General features: G+C 60.2%; 18 protein-coding genes and 1 pseudogene. 8 read left to right on the top strand and 11 right to left on the bottom strand.

Features of this window, described 5'->3' with window-relative positions; genetic code table 11:
- Window positions 1–60: 60 nt before the first annotated feature.
- Window positions 61–729 (bottom strand): MarC family NAAT transporter, encoded by a 669-nt coding sequence (locus NKJ21_RS03675; RefSeq protein ID WP_002904403.1) that lies wholly within the window; start codon window positions 727–729, stop codon window positions 61–63.
- 261 nt (window positions 730–990) lie between these two features.
- Here NKJ21_RS03675 and marR point away from each other — a divergent pair, with 261 nt between their 5' ends.
- Genes marR through marB form a run of 3 tightly spaced genes read left to right on the top strand, consistent with a single transcriptional unit; the run spans window position 991 to window position 2,066 of the window.
- On the top strand, window positions 991–1,425 hold the full coding sequence (gene marR / locus NKJ21_RS03670) for a multiple antibiotic resistance transcriptional regulator MarR (protein ID WP_008804963.1): 435 nt from the start codon (window positions 991–993) through the stop codon (window positions 1,423–1,425).
- 19 nt (window positions 1,426–1,444) lie between these two features.
- Window positions 1,445–1,819: an MDR efflux pump AcrAB transcriptional activator MarA gene (gene marA / locus NKJ21_RS03665; protein ID WP_002904397.1), complete on the top strand. Its 375-nt coding sequence runs from the start codon at window positions 1,445–1,447 to the stop codon at window positions 1,817–1,819.
- A gap of 40 nt (window positions 1,820–1,859) precedes the next feature.
- On the top strand, window positions 1,860–2,066 hold the full coding sequence (gene marB, locus NKJ21_RS03660) for a multiple antibiotic resistance protein MarB (protein ID WP_239270389.1): 207 nt from the start codon (window positions 1,860–1,862) through the stop codon (window positions 2,064–2,066).
- Between the two features lie 58 nt (window positions 2,067–2,124).
- Here the strand turns inward: marB and eamA are convergent, their stop codons facing one another.
- The gene (gene eamA, locus NKJ21_RS03655; RefSeq protein WP_008804965.1) at window positions 2,125–3,024 is read right to left on the bottom strand and encodes an O-acetylserine/cysteine exporter; all 900 of its coding nucleotides are present in this window, start codon (window positions 3,022–3,024) and stop codon (window positions 2,125–2,127) included.
- Between the two features lie 194 nt (window positions 3,025–3,218).
- Here eamA and ydeE point away from each other — a divergent pair, with 194 nt between their 5' ends.
- Together ydeE and NKJ21_RS03645 are read left to right on the top strand one after the other, a co-directional pair.
- Complete coding sequence (gene ydeE, locus NKJ21_RS03650) at window positions 3,219–4,412, top strand: efflux MFS transporter YdeE (protein ID WP_254732707.1); 1,194 nt, start codon at window positions 3,219–3,221, stop codon at window positions 4,410–4,412.
- Window positions 4,413–4,541: 129 nt separating this feature from the next.
- Window positions 4,542–5,024 (top strand): helix-turn-helix domain-containing protein, encoded by a 483-nt coding sequence (locus NKJ21_RS03645; protein WP_012541779.1) that lies wholly within the window; start codon window positions 4,542–4,544, stop codon window positions 5,022–5,024.
- 35 nt (window positions 5,025–5,059) lie between these two features.
- Here NKJ21_RS03645 and urtE read toward each other — a convergent pair whose 3' ends face one another.
- From urtE to NKJ21_RS03610, 7 genes are all read right to left on the bottom strand, one after another.
- Complete coding sequence (urtE, locus tag NKJ21_RS03640) at window positions 5,060–5,758, bottom strand: urea ABC transporter ATP-binding subunit UrtE (RefSeq protein ID WP_008804968.1); 699 nt, start codon at window positions 5,756–5,758, stop codon at window positions 5,060–5,062.
- 9 nt (window positions 5,759–5,767) lie between these two features.
- Entirely contained in the window at window positions 5,768–6,565 is a 798-nt protein-coding gene (gene urtD, locus NKJ21_RS03635) for an urea ABC transporter ATP-binding protein UrtD (RefSeq protein ID WP_002904321.1), read from the bottom strand.
- Window positions 6,565–7,638, bottom strand: coding sequence for an urea ABC transporter permease subunit UrtC (gene urtC / locus NKJ21_RS03630; protein WP_008804969.1), 1,074 nt, complete (start codon window positions 7,636–7,638; stop codon window positions 6,565–6,567). The genes urtD and urtC overlap by 1 nt, the downstream gene beginning before the upstream one ends.
- Window positions 7,638–9,212: an urea ABC transporter permease subunit UrtB gene (gene urtB / locus NKJ21_RS03625; RefSeq protein ID WP_023297586.1), complete on the bottom strand. Its 1,575-nt coding sequence runs from the start codon at window positions 9,210–9,212 to the stop codon at window positions 7,638–7,640. The genes urtC and urtB overlap by 1 nt, the downstream gene beginning before the upstream one ends.
- A gap of 61 nt (window positions 9,213–9,273) precedes the next feature.
- Entirely contained in the window at window positions 9,274–10,545 is a 1,272-nt protein-coding gene (urtA, locus tag NKJ21_RS03620) for an urea ABC transporter substrate-binding protein (protein WP_012968272.1), read from the bottom strand.
- Between the two features lie 170 nt (window positions 10,546–10,715).
- Window positions 10,716–11,819, bottom strand: coding sequence for a cobalamin-independent methionine synthase II family protein (locus NKJ21_RS03615; protein WP_012541782.1), 1,104 nt, complete (start codon window positions 11,817–11,819; stop codon window positions 10,716–10,718).
- A 148-nt stretch (window positions 11,820–11,967) separates the two neighbouring features.
- Window positions 11,968–12,366 (bottom strand): rhodanese-like domain-containing protein, encoded by a 399-nt coding sequence (locus NKJ21_RS03610; RefSeq protein WP_023297584.1) that lies wholly within the window; start codon window positions 12,364–12,366, stop codon window positions 11,968–11,970.
- Between the two features lie 67 nt (window positions 12,367–12,433).
- Between NKJ21_RS03610 and ftrA the strand changes: the two genes are divergently transcribed.
- On the top strand, window positions 12,434–13,531 hold the full coding sequence (gene ftrA / locus NKJ21_RS03605) for a transcriptional regulator FtrA (RefSeq protein ID WP_043875310.1): 1,098 nt from the start codon (window positions 12,434–12,436) through the stop codon (window positions 13,529–13,531).
- Window positions 13,500–13,715, top strand: coding sequence for a DUF4177 domain-containing protein (locus NKJ21_RS03600; RefSeq protein WP_032733468.1), 216 nt, complete (start codon window positions 13,500–13,502; stop codon window positions 13,713–13,715). Before ftrA ends, NKJ21_RS03600 begins: the two co-directional genes overlap by 32 nt.
- A gap of 52 nt (window positions 13,716–13,767) precedes the next feature.
- Here the strand turns inward: NKJ21_RS03600 and NKJ21_RS03595 are convergent, their stop codons facing one another.
- Window positions 13,768–14,208, bottom strand: coding sequence for a GNAT family N-acetyltransferase (locus NKJ21_RS03595; RefSeq protein ID WP_012968274.1), 441 nt, complete (start codon window positions 14,206–14,208; stop codon window positions 13,768–13,770).
- Between the two features lie 64 nt (window positions 14,209–14,272).
- Between NKJ21_RS03595 and NKJ21_RS27750 the strand changes: the two are divergent.
- Window positions 14,273–14,463: pseudogene (locus tag NKJ21_RS27750) on the top strand (hypothetical protein).
- Window positions 14,464–14,473: 10 nt separating this feature from the next.
- Here NKJ21_RS27750 and NKJ21_RS03590 read toward each other — a convergent pair.
- Window positions 14,474–15,538: a LacI family DNA-binding transcriptional regulator gene (locus tag NKJ21_RS03590; RefSeq protein WP_012541786.1), complete on the bottom strand. Its 1,065-nt coding sequence runs from the start codon at window positions 15,536–15,538 to the stop codon at window positions 14,474–14,476.
- Window positions 15,539–15,717 lie beyond the last annotated feature (179 nt).

Raw genomic sequence — 15,717 nt, 5'->3', positions numbered from 1 at the left:
TAAAAAAGCCTGCCGGCATGGCTACCGGCAGGCTGTTGTCTCTCATCCCATCCGGGGCGATCAGGGGTGCCAGGTCGAAATGATCTCCAGCACGCCATTAATAATAAACTGCACGCCCATACAGACCAGCAGGAAGCCCATCAGCCGCGAAATGGCCTCGATGCCGCCTTTGCCTACCAGACGCATAATCGCGCCGGAACTGCGCAGACAAGCCCACAGAATCACCCCTAACAGCAAAAAGATGATCGGCGGCGCCGCCAGTACCACCCACTCCGGGAAGTCCACGCCGTGCTTAACGGTCGAGGCGGAGCTAATAATCATCGCGATGGTTCCCGGACCGGCGGTGCTTGGCATCGCCAGCGGCACAAAGGCGATATTGGCGGTCGGTTCATCCTGCAGTTCTTCCGATTTTATCTTCGCTTCCATCGAATCGTGGGCTTTTTGCTGGGGGAACAGCATGCGGAAACCGATAAAGGCCACAATCAATCCCCCGGCGATACGCAGCCCAGGTATTGATATGCCGAATGTATTCATCACCACCTGACCGGCATACCACGACACCATCAGAATGGCGAACACATACACCGATGCCATCAACGCCTGCTTGTTCCGCTCGGCGTTGTTCATATTGCCCGCCAGGCCGAGGAACAGCGCCACGGTTGTGAGTGGGTTTGCCAGCGGTAAAAGCACCGCCAGGCCAAGCCCTATTGCTTTAAACAAATCGAACATAGTTAATTAAAGTCCCGTTAATATTCATTTTTTAAGTATTGTTTCGTTCCGTGAGTATACCGGCTTCGACACTTTCGCCGCCAGCCTGCTGATAAACCACTTCCGCTAAAAATTAACAAGCGTTAGCAAAACCACAAACAGTGACCCACGTCAGATTTTTTTATTTTAGCAAATCGTGGCATCGGCCAATTCATAATGTTGACTTATGATTGCCTGGGCAATAGTATCACCCGCAACTAATTACTTGCCTGGGCAACCATCATGAAAAGTACCAGCGACCTGTTTAATGAAATGATCCCGTTGGGCCGCTTGATCCAGATGGTTAACCAGAAAAAAGATCGCCTGCTCAACGACTACCTCTCACCCATGGATATTACCGCGACCCAGTTTCGCGTGCTCTGTTCCATTCGTTGCGAGGTATGTATTACCCCCGTTGAGCTGAAAACCGTGCTTTCCGTCGACCCGGGCGCGATGACGCGTATGCTCGACCGCCTGGCGTGCAAAGGCTGGATTGAACGGTTACCCAACCCCGCTGACAAGCGCGGCGTGCTGGTGCAGTTGACACCGGACGGCGCAGCCCTCTGCGAGCAGTGTCATCAGGTTGTGGGTCAGAAGTTACACCAGGAGTTAACAAAAAATCTGTCGGCGGACGAAGTCGTCGCGCTTGAGCAACTACTCAAGAAGGTCCTGCCGTAAAATAAGAAGAGGTAAGATGATGTCCAGACGTAATAATGACGCCATCACTATCCATAGTATTTTGTCGTGGATCGAGGATAACCTGGAATCGCCCCTGTCGCTGGAAAAAGTGTCTGAGCGTTCAGGTTACTCCAAGTGGCACCTGCAACGTATGTTTAAGAAAGAGACCGGCCATTCCCTCGGCCAGTACATCCGCAGCCGCAAGCTGACGGAGATTGCGCAAAAGCTCAAGCAGAGCAATGAGCCCATTTTGTACCTGGCGGAACGCTACGGTTTCGAGTCGCAGCAGACCCTGACGCGAACGTTCAAGAACTATTTCGATGTTCCGCCCCACAAGTATCGCATAACGAATGTACCTGGCGAATCCCGCTATCTGCATCCGCTAAATAACTGATGTTAATCGCCTGTATTATCAAAGACGTATTGAGGAAATCATGAAATTATTCGCTACCGCAGCTATCGTACTCCTGTCGCTGGTCTCCAGCCTCAGCTATGCGGAGCAAAACACCACGCCGGTGCGTCAAAACCAGCGTGATACAATGATTATCCCTTCGGAACATAACGATTCGCCATTTGATTTCAATCATATGGCGGCTGGCAGTGATAAATCCGACGAACTGGGCGTGCCGTACTACCAGTAGCACGACCTGTGATGCCATTACACGCATAATTGTGTAGCCCCTTCTTCGGGGCTTTTTTTTATCCGCGCGCCATACCCGGCCGCACCAGACGTAAGCCGAAGACGTTAATATAGAGCCCGGCCATAATCAGTACCGCCCCGGTGAGCTGCAGTCCGCTCAGCGTCTCCCCCAGCAACAGCGCAGCGCTGGCCATCCCCACCACCGGCACCAGCAGCGACAGCGGCGCCACCCGCCAGGTCTCATAGCGCCCCAGCAGCGATCCCCAGATACCATAGCCGACGATAGTGGCGATAAATGCCAGATAGAGCAGCGACAGTATCGTCAGCAGATCGATGTGTTGCAGGCTCGCCAGCATGGTCTGCGGGCCATCAATCAGCCATGAGGCCAGCATAAACGGCAGCACCGGGATCAACGCGCTCCACACCACCAGCGACATAATGGGCGGCCGGGCGGCATGCGACATGATTTTCTTGTTGAAGATATTACCGCAGGCCCAGCTGAGCGCCGCCGCCAGGGTCAGCATAAAGCCCACCAGCGGCACATGCTCCCCGCCAAGGCTGCCCTCCACCAGCACCAGCACGCCAAAGATCGCCAGGGCGATCCCCGCCAGTTGCTTGCCCTGCAGACGTTCGCCAAAGACGAAGGCGCCGAGAATGATGGTGAAGAAGGCTTGCGCCTGCAGCACCAGCGATGCCAGCCCGGCAGGCATACCCAGGCCAATAGCGCAGAACAGAAAGGCAAACTGACCAAAGCTAATGGTCAGGCCATAACCCAGCAGCAGGCGCAGCGGGATGGCCGGGCGGGATACAAACAGCAGCGCCGGGAAGGCGACCAACATAAAGCGCAGCCCCGCCAGCATCAGCGGCGGCATATTGTGTAATCCCAGCTTAATCACCACAAAGTTAAGCCCCCACACCACCACTACCAGCAGCGCCAGCAGTCCATCTTTCCTCGTCATACCCTGCCTCTGTCGTTATTAGAATTTTTGTGAACAAAATCAAAGTAACCAAAAAGCGGCCGCCAGGATAGATCATTATTTTTGGCAGGCCAGGAAGTGCGACCGGCGACCGGGCTGACCTGTACAAGGCGTAATGAGCGTGTTATTTGTGATCGAAGACGTAAAATTATAACAACATGACAGGCAAGGAAATCATGATCACCACTCTCAGGCGCTCCACCATCGCGCTGCTGGCATCGTCGTTACTGCTAACTATTGGCCGCGGGGCCACACTGCCGTTTATGACTATCTACCTCACCCGACGTTATCAGCTGGATGTCGATGTGATTGGCTACGCGTTGTCGCTGGCGCTGGTGGTCGGCGTGCTGTTCAGCATGGGCTTTGGCATCCTCGCGGATAAGTTCGACAAAAAGCGCTATATGGTGTGGTCAGTGCTGGTGTTTATTCTGGGATTTAGCGCGATACCGCTGGTCAATAACGCTATCCTGGTGGTGATCTTCTTTGCGTTGATCAACTGCGCCTACTCGGTGTTTTCCACCGTGCTAAAAGCCTGGTTCGCCGACCGACTGACGCCGGAGAAAAAAGCGCGTATCTTCTCGCTGAACTATACCATCCTCAATATCGGCTGGACCGTCGGGCCGCCCATCGGCACGCTGCTGGTGATGCACAGTATCAATTTGCCGTTCTGGCTGGCGGCCGCCTGCGCCGCCTTTCCATTGGTGTTTATTCAGCTGTTTCTCCAGCGGGAGGAGGCCGTGGCCCAGCCGGGCGCTGTCGCCTGGTCTCCCTCGGTGTTGCTGCATGACCGGGCGCTGCTGTGGTTTACCTGTTCCGGGCTGCTGGCCTCCTTCGTCAGCGGCGCTTTCGCCTCCTGTCTCTCGCAGTATGTGCTGGTGGTCGCCAGCAGTGACTTCGCCGAGAAAGTGGTGGCCGTGGTGCTGCCGGTTAACGCCGCGGTGGTGGTTGCTCTGCAGTACGCGGTTGGCCGGCGGCTGAGCGCCAGAAATATTCGCCCGCTGATGACCTTCGGCACCGTCTGCTTTGTTATCGGCCTCGTGGGCTTTATGTTCTCTGGCGCCAGCCTGTGGGCGTGGGGGATCTCGGCGGCGATCTTCACCCTCGGGGAAGTGATTTATGCCCCCGGGGAGTATATGCTGATTGACCATATTGCCCCGCCGGGGATGAAGGCCAGCTACTTCTCCGCCCAGTCGCTGGGGTGGCTGGGCGCGGCATTCAACCCGATGTTCACCGGGATGATCCTCACCCATCTGCCGCACTGGTCGCTTTTTGTCATTCTTATCGTGGCGATTGTCGCCGCCTGGCTGATGATTTTCCGCGGGATGAATGCCCGTCCCTGGCAGCCGGATTGTCCGCTGGCCAACGCCTGACGCCAGCTGGCATGCGGCTGTCGGGTTGATGTCGGGCCGCTGTCGGGTCGCTGTCGTGGTGGCTGGCGGCCCGGTTCACCATACTCCATCACAGGTTTACATCCGCAGAACGTCATGGAGCATACGAATATGAACAGCAACAATCAGGTCAAACAATTACGGCTACAGCGCGCCTGGTCCCAGGAGCAGCTGGCCGAAATGGCGGGTCTCAGCGTCCGCACGATCCAGCGTATTGAGAATGGCGAACGCCCGGGGCTGGAGACCCTCAGCGCCCTCGCCGCGGTCTTTGAGGTCACGGTGGCCGAGATCGGCGGCGAAGCCTCGCGGGAGGGTGCGCCGGGCCCGGAAGCCTCGCTGGATCTGCGCATAGAGGAAGCCAAAGCGCGGGTGCATCAGGAGAGCCGCTTTTTCCGTTCGCTGTCGGTGGCGCTGGTGGTTTGCGTGCTGCTGGCGGTGCTTAACCGCTTCACTAATCCGCAGTACTACTGGTCCGGCTGGGTCGCCCTGATCTGGGGCGCCCTGCTGGTGGTGAGAGGATTACGCCTGTTCGTGTTCGGCGAATGGATCAAAAACTGGCGCCAGGCGCGCCTGCAGCGGCTGTTGCGCAAATAGCCCGCAAACCGGCGGCGCGCACGCCGCCGGCCTGGTCAGATGGTCACCATGGCACGCACGCCGTCGCTCTCCATATCACCGCCCTTGCCCTGCTGGACGATGGCGCCGCGCGACATCACCAGGTAGTGGTCCGCCAGCCCGGCGGCAAAGTCATAGAACTGCTCCACCAGCAGGATCGCCATATCCCCGCGGCTCGCCAGCTGGCGGATCACCTCGCCAATCTCTTTGATAACCGAAGGCTGGATCCCCTCGGTGGGTTCATCGAGGATCAGCAGCTGCGGACGGCTGGCCAGCGCGCGGCCAATCGCCAGCTGTTGCTGTTGACCGCCGGATAAGTCACCGCCCCGCCGCTGCTTCATGGTCTTGAGCACCGGGAAAAGCTGGTAGATCTCCTCCGGCACCTGCTGCGCTTCGCGGGCGGGAAAGCGCGACAGCCCCATCAGCAGGTTTTCTTCCACCGTCAGGCGCGGAAATATCTCGCGCCCTTGGGGGACGTAGGCGACCCCGGCCTGCACCCGCTGGTGCGGTTTGCGATGGGTGATGTTCTGATCCTGCCAGCGTACCTCACCGCTGCGCGCCGGGATCAGCCCCATCAGGCATTTCAGCAGCGTGGTCTTACCGACGCCATTGCGCCCCAGCAGGCAGGTGACTTCGCCCTGACGGGCGGAAAAATCCACCCCACGCAAAATATGGCTGCCGCCGTAGTATTGATGTAGCTGACTCACCTGTAACATTGGCGCTCCTTAACGTCCCAGATAAACTTCAATGACCTGCTCATTGGCCTGCACCTCCCGCAGCGATCCCTCCGCCAGCACCTGGCCCTGATGCAGGACCGTCACCCGGTCGGCGATGGTCTCGACAAATCCCATGTCGTGCTCCACCACCATCAGGGAGTGCTGTCCAGCCAGGGTACGAAACAGCTCCGCCGTATACTCCGTTTCCGCATCGGTCATGCCGGCCGCCGGCTCATCAAGCAGCAGCAGATGCGGCTCCTGCACCAGCAGCATGCCGATCTCAAGGAACTGTTTCTGGCCATGGGACAGCAGACCGGCCTGGCGGTAGCGCTCGCCGTCGAGACGCAGCAGGCGCAGCACCTCATTCAGCCGATCGTCCTGTTCGCTGCTCAGCCGGGCGCGCAGGCTGGCCCACACCGATTTATCTCCCTTCATCGCCAGGGCGAGATTTTCCGCCACCGTCAGCGCTTCGAAGACCGTCGGCTTCTGAAACTTGCGCCCGATGCCCTGGCGGGCGATGGCCACCGGGTCAAGAGTGGTCAGATCCACCGACTGGTCATAGAGCGCTTTGCCGCTCTGCGGTCGGGTCTTGCCGGTGATCACATCCATCAGGGTAGTCTTGCCCGCCCCGTTGGGGCCGATCACACAGCGCAGTTCGCCGACGCCTATCGCCAGCGACAGATCCGTCAGCGCCCGGAAACCGTCAAAGCTGACGTTGATATTCTCCAGCTGCAGCACCGGATCGGTTTGTTCGCGAAAGCGATCGCCGGGCAGCTGACGGGTAAACAGTCCTTCATCCGGTTGCATTAGCGGTCTCCTCGACGCAGCAGGCCCATCACCCCGCGGGGTAAAAACAGGGTCACGATGATGAAGATGAGGCCCAGAAACAGCTGCCAGTACTCTGGCATCGCCACGGTGAAAATGCTTTTCGCGCCGTTGACCAGCCCGGCGCCAAGCACCGGGCCGATCAGGGTGCCGCGCCCGCCGAGCGCGACCCAGATGGCGGCCTCGATGGAGTTGGTCGGCGACATTTCGCTGGGGTTGATGATCCCGACCTGCGGGACATATAACGCCCCCGCCAGACCGCAGAGCACCGCCGACAGCGTCCATACCAGCAGCTTGAAGCCGCGCGGGTCGTACCCGCAGAACATCAGCCGGTTTTCGGCATCACGCACCGCGGTGAGGATCCGGCCAAACTTACTCTGCGCCAGCGCCGAGCCCAGCCACAGGGTCAGCAACAGCAGCAAAACCGTGGCCATAAACAGGGTGGCGCGGGTGCCGGTGGCGGTGACCGGAAAACCCAGCAGCGTGGTAAAACCGGTGAAACCGTTGTTGCCGCCAAACCCGGTCTCGTTGCGAAAGAACAGCAGCATACCGGCATAGGTCAGGGCCTGGGTCATGATCGAGAAATAGACCCCTTTGATCTTCGAGCGAAAGGCAAACCAGCCGAAAACCAGGGCCAGCAGACCGGGAACCAGCACCACCAGCGCCATCGCCCAGGCGAAATGCTGCGTGCCCCACCAGAACCAGGGCAGCTCGCTCCAGGAGAGAAAAGACATAAACGCCGGCAGACCGTCGCCCGCCGCCTGGCGCATCAGGTACATCCCCATGGCGTACCCGCCGAGGGCAAAGAAGATCCCGTGCCCCAGCGACAGCATGCCCGCATAGCCCCAGACCAGATCCAGCGCCACCGCCACAATGGCGTAGCAGAGGATTTTGCCGCTCAGCGTCAGCAGCCAGCTCGGCACCGCCAGCGGATGCGAGGCCGGCAGCAGCGCCAGGAATGGCATACTCAGCAGCCCCAGCACCAGCAGGATCCCCAGCCAGCGCAGAGGCCGCGGCGCGCGCTGCGCCAGCGTTAAGGTGATTGGTTGGCTCATCAGTCAATAACCCTCCCTTTCAGCGCGAACAGGCCCTGCGGGCGTTTCTGAATAAACAAAATAATCATCACCAGGATCAGGATTTTGCCCAGCACCGCGCCCATTTGGGGTTCGAGAATTTTGTTGAAAATGCCCAGCCCAAAGGCCGCCGCCACGCTGCCGGCCAGCTGGCCGACGCCGCCCAGCACCACCACCAGAAACGAGTCGATGATGTATCCCTGACCCAGTTCAGGCCCGACGTTGCCAAGCTGCGACAGCGCCACGCCGCCCAGCCCGGCAATACCGGAGCCGAGGCCAAAGGCCAGCATATCCACCCGCCCGGTAGGCACGCCGCAGCAGGCGGCCATCGCCCGGTTCTGCGTCACGGCGCGGACGTTCATCCCCAGACGGGTACGGTTCAGGATGAGCCAGGTAAAACACAGCACCAGCAGGACGAACGCCAGCACCGCCAGCCGGTTCCACGGCAGGATCAGGTTCGGCAGGACCTGCACGCCGCCGGAGAGCCAGGCCGGGTTTGCCACCTCCACGTTCTGCGCGCCAAACAGCATCCTCACCAGCTGGATAAGCATCAGGCTGATCCCCCAGGTGGCGAGCAGCGTTTCCAGCGGCCGACCATACAGATGACGAATAATGGTGCGCTCCAGCGCCATGCCGATCCCGGCGGTCACCAGAAACGCCACCGGCAGCGCGACCAGCGGATAAAAGGCCAGCCATTGCGGCGCGAGCTGCGCCAGCGCCTGCTGTACCAGCCAGCAGCTGTAGGCGCCGATCATTAACATCTCACCGTGGGCCATGTTAATCACCCCCAGCAGGCCATAGGTGATCGCCAGCCCCAGCGCGGCCAGCAACAGCACCGATCCCAGCGACAGCCCCATAAAGGCCTGGCCCAGCAGATCGCCGAGCAGCAGACGATGTTTGATCTTTTGCAGGCTGTCGCTGGCCGCCTCGCGCACCGCCGCATCCGGCTCATGCTGGGCATCGGTAAAGGGGATCAGCAGCGCCTGGGTTTCCGGGTCCGCGGAATGGCCAAGCAGCGTCACGGCGGCCAGCCGCGCGCTGGCCTCAGGCTGAGTGAGCTGCAGGCGCGCCAGCGCCACCTCCAGCAGGCCCCGCACATTTTCATCGGTTTCTGCCTGCAGCCGCTGTTGCAGCAGCGCGGCCATGGCCGGGGTCGCTTCCCGCTGTAGCGTTCGTGCGGCGGAAGCTCTCTCCGTGACGTTGTCACTTAAAATAAGGTGGCTGGCCAGCGCGCCAGCAGCCAGATTGCGTAGCCGGTTGGTCAGACGGACCGGTCGGGTTTCGCCCTGCGGCGCGGCGGCAGCGCCCAATGGCTGTAATCCGCCCTGTCGGGTGCGGAAAGCATGTTTTCCGTCGTCCATCACCAGGCTCTCGGTGGTCAACGCCCGCAGCAGCGGCAGACGATCCGCCTGCGGCGCTGCCGCCCACTGGGTCAACAGCTGCGCCTGCTGGCTGCGACTGGCGGCAACGAAGTCGTCCGCCTCCGCGGCCTGCGCCCGCCATGGCAGCAGGATCAGCAGTAGCGCCAACACATTCATGAGACGCAATGCGTTCATGTCGTTCTCCTCTGGTCAGCGGCCGACGGGCGCTATGCTCCAGCCCCGCCGGCCCTGGCGCTTACTGGCTGACGGTTTTCACCGGATGGTCAGGTTTCTTATCGTTACCGGGGATCCACGGACTCCACGGCTGCGCGCGAACGGGTTTATCGGTCTGCCAGACCACGTTGAACTGGCCGTTGCCTTCAATTTCACCGATCATCACCGGCTTATGCAGATGATGGTTAGTGGCATCCATGGTCAGGGTAAAACCGGATGGCGCGTTGAAGGTCTGCCCGGCCATCGCCTCGCGCACTTTATCGACATCGGTGGTGCCCGCTTTGGTCACCGCCTGCGCCCACATATGCAGACCCACCCAGGTCGCTTCCATCGGATCGTTGGTCACCACCGTATCGGCATTCGGCAGCTTGTGCGCTTTGGCGTACGCGCGATAGTCGGCGACGAAGGCTTTGTTGGTCGGATTATCGACGGACTCAAAGTAGTTCCATGCCGCGAGGTTGCCGACCAGCGGTTTGGTATCGATGCCGCGCAGCTCCTCTTCCCCCACCGAGAAGGCCACCACCGGCACATCGGTCGCTTTCAGACCCTGGTTAGCCAGCTCTTTGTAGAACGGCACGTTGGAATCGCCATTGATGGTGGAGACCACTGCCGTTTTGCCACCGGCGGAGAATTTTTTGATATTGGCGACGATGGTCTGGTAATCGCTGTAGCCGAACGGGGTGTAGACCTCCTCGATATCTTTGTCCTGGATCCCTTTGGCATGCAGGAAGGCGCGGAGGATCTTGTTGGTGGTGCGCGGATAGACGTAGTCCGTCCCCAGCAGGAAGAAACGTTTGGCGCCGCCGCCATCCTCACTTAGCAGGTATTCCACCGCCGGGATAGCCTGCTGGTTAGGCGCCGCGCCGGTATAGAAGACGTTGGGGGACATCTCTTCCCCTTCATACTGCACCGGGTAGAACAGCAGGCCGTTCAGCTCCTCAAACACCGGCAGCACCGATTTACGTGAGACCGATGTCCAGCAGCCAAACACCACCGCCACTTTATCCTGGGCCAGCAGCTGGCGTGCCTTCTCGGCAAACAGCGGCCAGTTGGAGGCCGGGTCGACCACCACCGGCTCCAGCTTCTTGCCCAGTACCCCGCCTTTGGCGTTGATGTCGTCGATGGCCATCAGCGCGACGTCCTTCAGCGGCGTTTCGGAAATCGCCATCGTTCCCGAGAGCGAATGCATGATCCCGACTTTGATGGTGTCGGCGGCATAGGCCTGGAATGAAAGACCCATAGCCATTACAGAGGCGGAGAGTGCAAAAGCTTTTAATAACGTTCTACGTTGCATGATTCACTCCTGAGTAGCGCAAAAATAAAGAATTAACAGCTAACCAGAGGTGATAAGGCAAAAACGGTGCCAGGTTGTGAAAACAGCAGGATGCGGGACAGGTGGGCGGCGGAGACGGTGGGGACGGCAGCGTTGCCTCATCACGGTGCAACGCTGCGCTAAGAAAGTTATTACCAGACGTCGGCGGCGATCGACGTCACCAGTCGGACTTTTTGCCACTGCTGGTCTTCGCTGAGGGCATTGCCCTCTTCCGTAGAGGCGAAACCGCACTGCGGGCTCAGGCAAATCTGCTCGAGCGGCACATACTGCGCGGCCTCAGCGAGACGCGCTTTCACCCCCTGCGGATTCTCCAGCTCGCCATTTTTGGTGGTGATCAGTCCGAGAACCACCTGCTGATGGCCAGGACGAATAAAGCGCAGCGGCGCGAAATCCCCGGAGCGGTCGTTGTCGTACTCAAGGAAGAAGGCATCGACATTGACGCCGCCAAACAGCACCTCGGCCACCGGCTCGTAACCGCCTTCCGAGATCCAGGTTGAACGGAAGTTACCCCGACAGACGTGCAGGCCCACCGTCAGATCGGCCGGCTTACCTTCCAGCGCCTGGTTCAGCACCCGGGCATAAATGCGCGCCAGCGCATCCGGATCGTCGCCGCGCTCGCGTACCTGCTGACGCTGGGCATCGGAGCACAGGTAGGCCCACACGGTATCGTCCAGCTGCAGATAGCGGCAGCCGGCGTCATAAAACGCGCGGATCGCGTCGCGCCAGGTGGTGGCCAGATCGTCGAAGTAGTCGCTAAGATCCGGGTAAACGGTGGCATCAATATCTTTCCGCCCGCCGCGGAAGTGCAGCACGCTCGGGCTGGGAATGGTCATCTTCGGCTGCGCGTCGCCGCTGATGCTTTTCAGATAGCGGAAGTCCTCCAGCATCGGGTGGTCGCCAAACGCCAGCTTGCCGGTGACGCGAACGCCGTGCGCTTTGGTCTGCACGCCGTTAAACTGGATCCCCTGCTCGGCATCGTAACGTTCAACGCCCTGCAGGCCATCGAAGAAATCGAAATGCCACCATGCGCGCCGAAACTCACCGTCGGTGACCACATGCAGGCCGCAGTCGCATTGCTGCTGAACCAGATGACGGATCGCGTTATTCTCAATTTCGCGTAGCTGACCGGCGTCGATAATCCCCTCAGCCAGCTGCTGACGCGCCTGTTTAATGCTGTCCGGGCGCAAAAAACTGCCGACGATGTCTGCGCGGAACGGGGCCTGTTGACGTTGCATGCTGTCTCCTTAGCGGTGGGCGCGTTAGTTGCCCACCGTGATAGTTCATTATTTGAATTTTTAGACTTCTGGATGGCTATATGTCCAGATACTGGCATGCAGAGTGGTGGGTCGCAAACGAGAATATTTCATGGTGCATGAAATATTTTCATTTACCGGAAACAAACGCATAGCCCTCATCTTCCCAGCCGGTGAGTCCGCCGAGCATCATTTTCACCGGCCGCCCGAGCTCAGCCAGCTTCAGCGCGGCAACGTCAGCACCGTTGCAGTGCGGCCCGGCGCAGTAGACCACAAAGAGGGTCTCCGCCGGCCAGGCGGCCATTCGCTCGGCGGTGATCTGGCTGTGCGGGAGATGCTGCGCGCCTGGCAAGTGACGTCTGGCGAAGGCTTCCTCGCTGCCGACCACGTGCAGCAGGACAAAGTCGACCTCGCCGGCACGCTGGGCGCTGTGCACATCGGCGCAGTCGGTCTCAAGATGCAGCTTATGGCGGAACCAGCGGATAGCCTCAGCGGAGGTGGCAGGGGGGAATTGGGTTACTACACTCATGGCGTCTTCTCCTTGTCTGTGATAACACTACTTTACTGACGCCCATCACCCTGATCTGCCGACAACCATGACAGAAAACGCTAACATCCTGACAACCCCTTCTGTGACACCGTCACGTCATCAGGTGGTCGCCCTCGCCTACGATGGCCTGTGCACCTTTGAGTTTGGCGTAGCCGTGGAGATCTTCGGCCTGCCGCGCCCGGAAATGGGCGACAACTGGTACCACTTTGCCGTCGCCGCCGTCGATGAAGGGCCGCTGTGCGCTACCGGCGGCATCCGCCTGATGACTGACGGCGGGCCTGAACTTCTCGCCCAGGCGGATACGATTGTGGTCCCCGGCTGGCGCGGTGTCGACGCCCCGGTCCCCGAGGCGCTGTGCGCCGCCCTCGTTGCCGCCCACGCCCGCGGATGCCGGATTATTTCCATCTGTTCCGGGGTGTTCGTTCTCGCCGCCGCCGGGCTGCTCAATGACCGCCAGGCAACGACCCACTGGCGCTACACCGCGGCGCTGCAGTCGCGTTTCCCGCAGATCCAGGTGGTGGAGGACGTCCTTTACGTGGGCGATGCTTCGCTGATGACTTCCGCCGGCAGCGCGGCGGGGATCGACCTTTGTCTGCATCTGGTGCGCGAGGATTTCGGCAGCGAAGCCGCCAACGTCGTCGCCCGCCGCCTGGTAGTCTCTCCCCATCGCGACGGCGGTCAGGCGCAGCAGGTCCTGCGCCCGGTAGCCCGCAGCCGGGAGAGCCAGCGCCTTGGGCAGCTGTTTGACTATCTGCACCAGCATCTTGCCGCCAGCCATACCGTCGCTTCCCTCGCCCAGCGCGCCGGCATGGGACCACGCACTTTCTTGCGCCGCTTTGAGGAGGCCACCGGTAAAACACCCGCCCGCTGGCTGCTGGACGAGCGGCTGCTGCGCGCCCGCCAGCACCTGACGGAGAGCACGATGTCCATCGATCAGATCGCTGAGCGCTGCGGGTTTGCCAGCGCCGGCACCCTGCGTCACCATTTTCGCCAGCACTTCGCGCTCAGTCCGCTGCAGTACCGGAAACAGTTTGCTACTTCTCCGATTGCAAAATCGTCGCGGCAACGGACAATAGACGGCCACAGTAAACGGGTCGCCAGGAGGGTCGATGATGAAGAAAGAGTGTCGGGTAGTGATCTATAAAGAGGGGCTGCTGGGCAGCCTGTTTTTTGGCGAAGCCAAGGCTGACCCTGACAAAATGAGCCAGTTTCTCAGCAGCTATACCCGTGAGGGATGGGAAGTGAAAACCATGTCGGTGGAGCGCCGCCGCGCCGCCCTGTTCTGGTCGCGGGAAGCGTATCTTTTCGTGCTCGAACGCCCCCTCTGACAGCCTGCGCCTGGTTTACACGTTTAAGCCAGGCGTTCCTGAGCGCCTGCTTTCAGGGCCGACGGATATAGCCCTGCTCCTGCATGTTGTGCATGCCCTCCTCGCTGGCGCAGACCATGCCAGTGGTCAGCATGGCAAAACCAAAGCGCTGATAAAACGTAATTTTATCGGCGACCGCATAGATAAAAATTTTGCCAAAGGGAAGCAACTGCTCCCGGATGGCCAGCATCAACTGTTGTCCGTAACCCTGCCCCTGACGTTCGGGGACGATCGCCACATCCGCCAGATAGCTGCTCCAGGTACAGTCGCTGATGGCTCGCGCCACGGCAATCAGCTGGCCGTTCTCATAGCCAAACCAGCAGAAGGTGCTCTGGCGGAACGCCTGCTCCAGTTGCTGAACATCGCGCTCATTCAATCCGGCCTCGGCGATAATGGTTCGCACCCGCTGCCAGTCCACCCGCGCGATCGCCTCTTTACCCTCTATCACCATCATACCCTTGCCTCCCGTCGTCTCCCGGATGGAGCCCCGGAAGCAAGATCTAGCATGCCGCGGCAGGATATGCCAGGCGGAAAGGCGAACGGAAGAAAACGGTAGAGGCGGGCGACGGCAAAAAAAAACCGCCATATGACTGGCGGTAAATCAATGCTTGCATGGATAGATTGTGTTTTGCATTTTTCGCAGACAGATAATCCTGACCTCTCTACGTTTGATGACGAGGTTAACAGAGTCAACCTCAATAAAGCCTAAACGGCCTGCGCTAAAGTTTTTCCACCAGCGCTTTCAGTTGCGCGAGGGTCTGCTGCTGGTCCTCCGCGACGGCGGCAGGCCAGGCCGACTGGCGCACGATAAGCCGGGTCGGCAGCAGCTCGCGGATCCGCAGCTGCGGGGCCGCCATCAGGGCGATCAGCCGCTCCACCGCCCGCTTGCCCAGCAGATCGAAGTCCTGCGCCACCGTGGTGAGCGGCGGCTGGAAGTAGAGACTGTCGGCGGTGTCGTCATAGCCGGTCACCGATACCGCCCGGCTACCGCTGCGATTAAGCTGGGCGAGCGCGCTGAGCACGCCGAGCGCCATTTGATCGTTCGCCACCACAATCGCGCTGATCCGCGGCTGCAGATGCAGCAGCTCAAACGTTTTTTGCCAGCCGCTGGCGGCGCTCCAGTCGCCGAACACCGTTGTTGAGCGAGCGATATTCAGACTGTGCAGCGCCTCGCGCCAGCTGGCGAGGCGCAGACGGGCGGAAACCGAACTTTCCGGCCCCGCCAGCAGGCCGAATTCGCGATGCCCCAGCTCCCACAGGTGGCGTACGCAGGCTCCGCAGCCGTCGCGGTGGTCGAAGCGCACGCAGCAGACATCGGCCTCCGGAGAGACATCAAGAAACAGGCAGGCCATATCCGGGTTCTCTTGCACCAGCCGCTCGGCGGTGGCGCTCTCCAGGGGCAGACTGACGATCACCCCGCGAATATGCTGGGCGCGCAGCTCATCCAGCCGCGCCTGCAGCGCGACAAAATCGGCCTGCGCCGGCATCGCTATCGCCACTTCCAGCTGATGCAGGCTGGCATGGCTTTTTATCGCGGCGGCGATCTGCGAGGGGGCATGCAGCGTCAGCGAGGCGGTAATTAACCCGATGGAGGGCGCCGCCTTGCCGGCAAGCAGTTGCGCCGAGCGGTTAGGCACGTAGTGCAGCGTCTGCATCGCGCGGATCACCTGCTCCCGGGTGCGGGCTGACACCACCTCAGGACGGTTCAGCACCCGGGAGACGGTCTGTTGGGAGACCCCCGCCGCGCGGGCGACATCCTCAAGGGTTGCGGTACGACGCGGCATATTTTTCTCCTCAGCGATAACAATGTCGTGCGCTAACATTTTATGTTTAACGCGCGACAAAAAACAGCGTTTTGCCCTCGCTTTCGTGATCGTCTGTTCATTTCATTTCCAGCGTGATTGCTGTAAAAAACAAATTACCCGATAACGTTAATCATCATGTTTAGCGAACGACATTTTCT

This window comes from Klebsiella sp. SWET4, from assembly GCF_024296565.1.
Taxonomy (GTDB): domain Bacteria; phylum Pseudomonadota; class Gammaproteobacteria; order Enterobacterales; family Enterobacteriaceae; genus Klebsiella; species Klebsiella variicola.
This window is presented reverse-complemented; position numbering and strand designations above follow the sequence as displayed.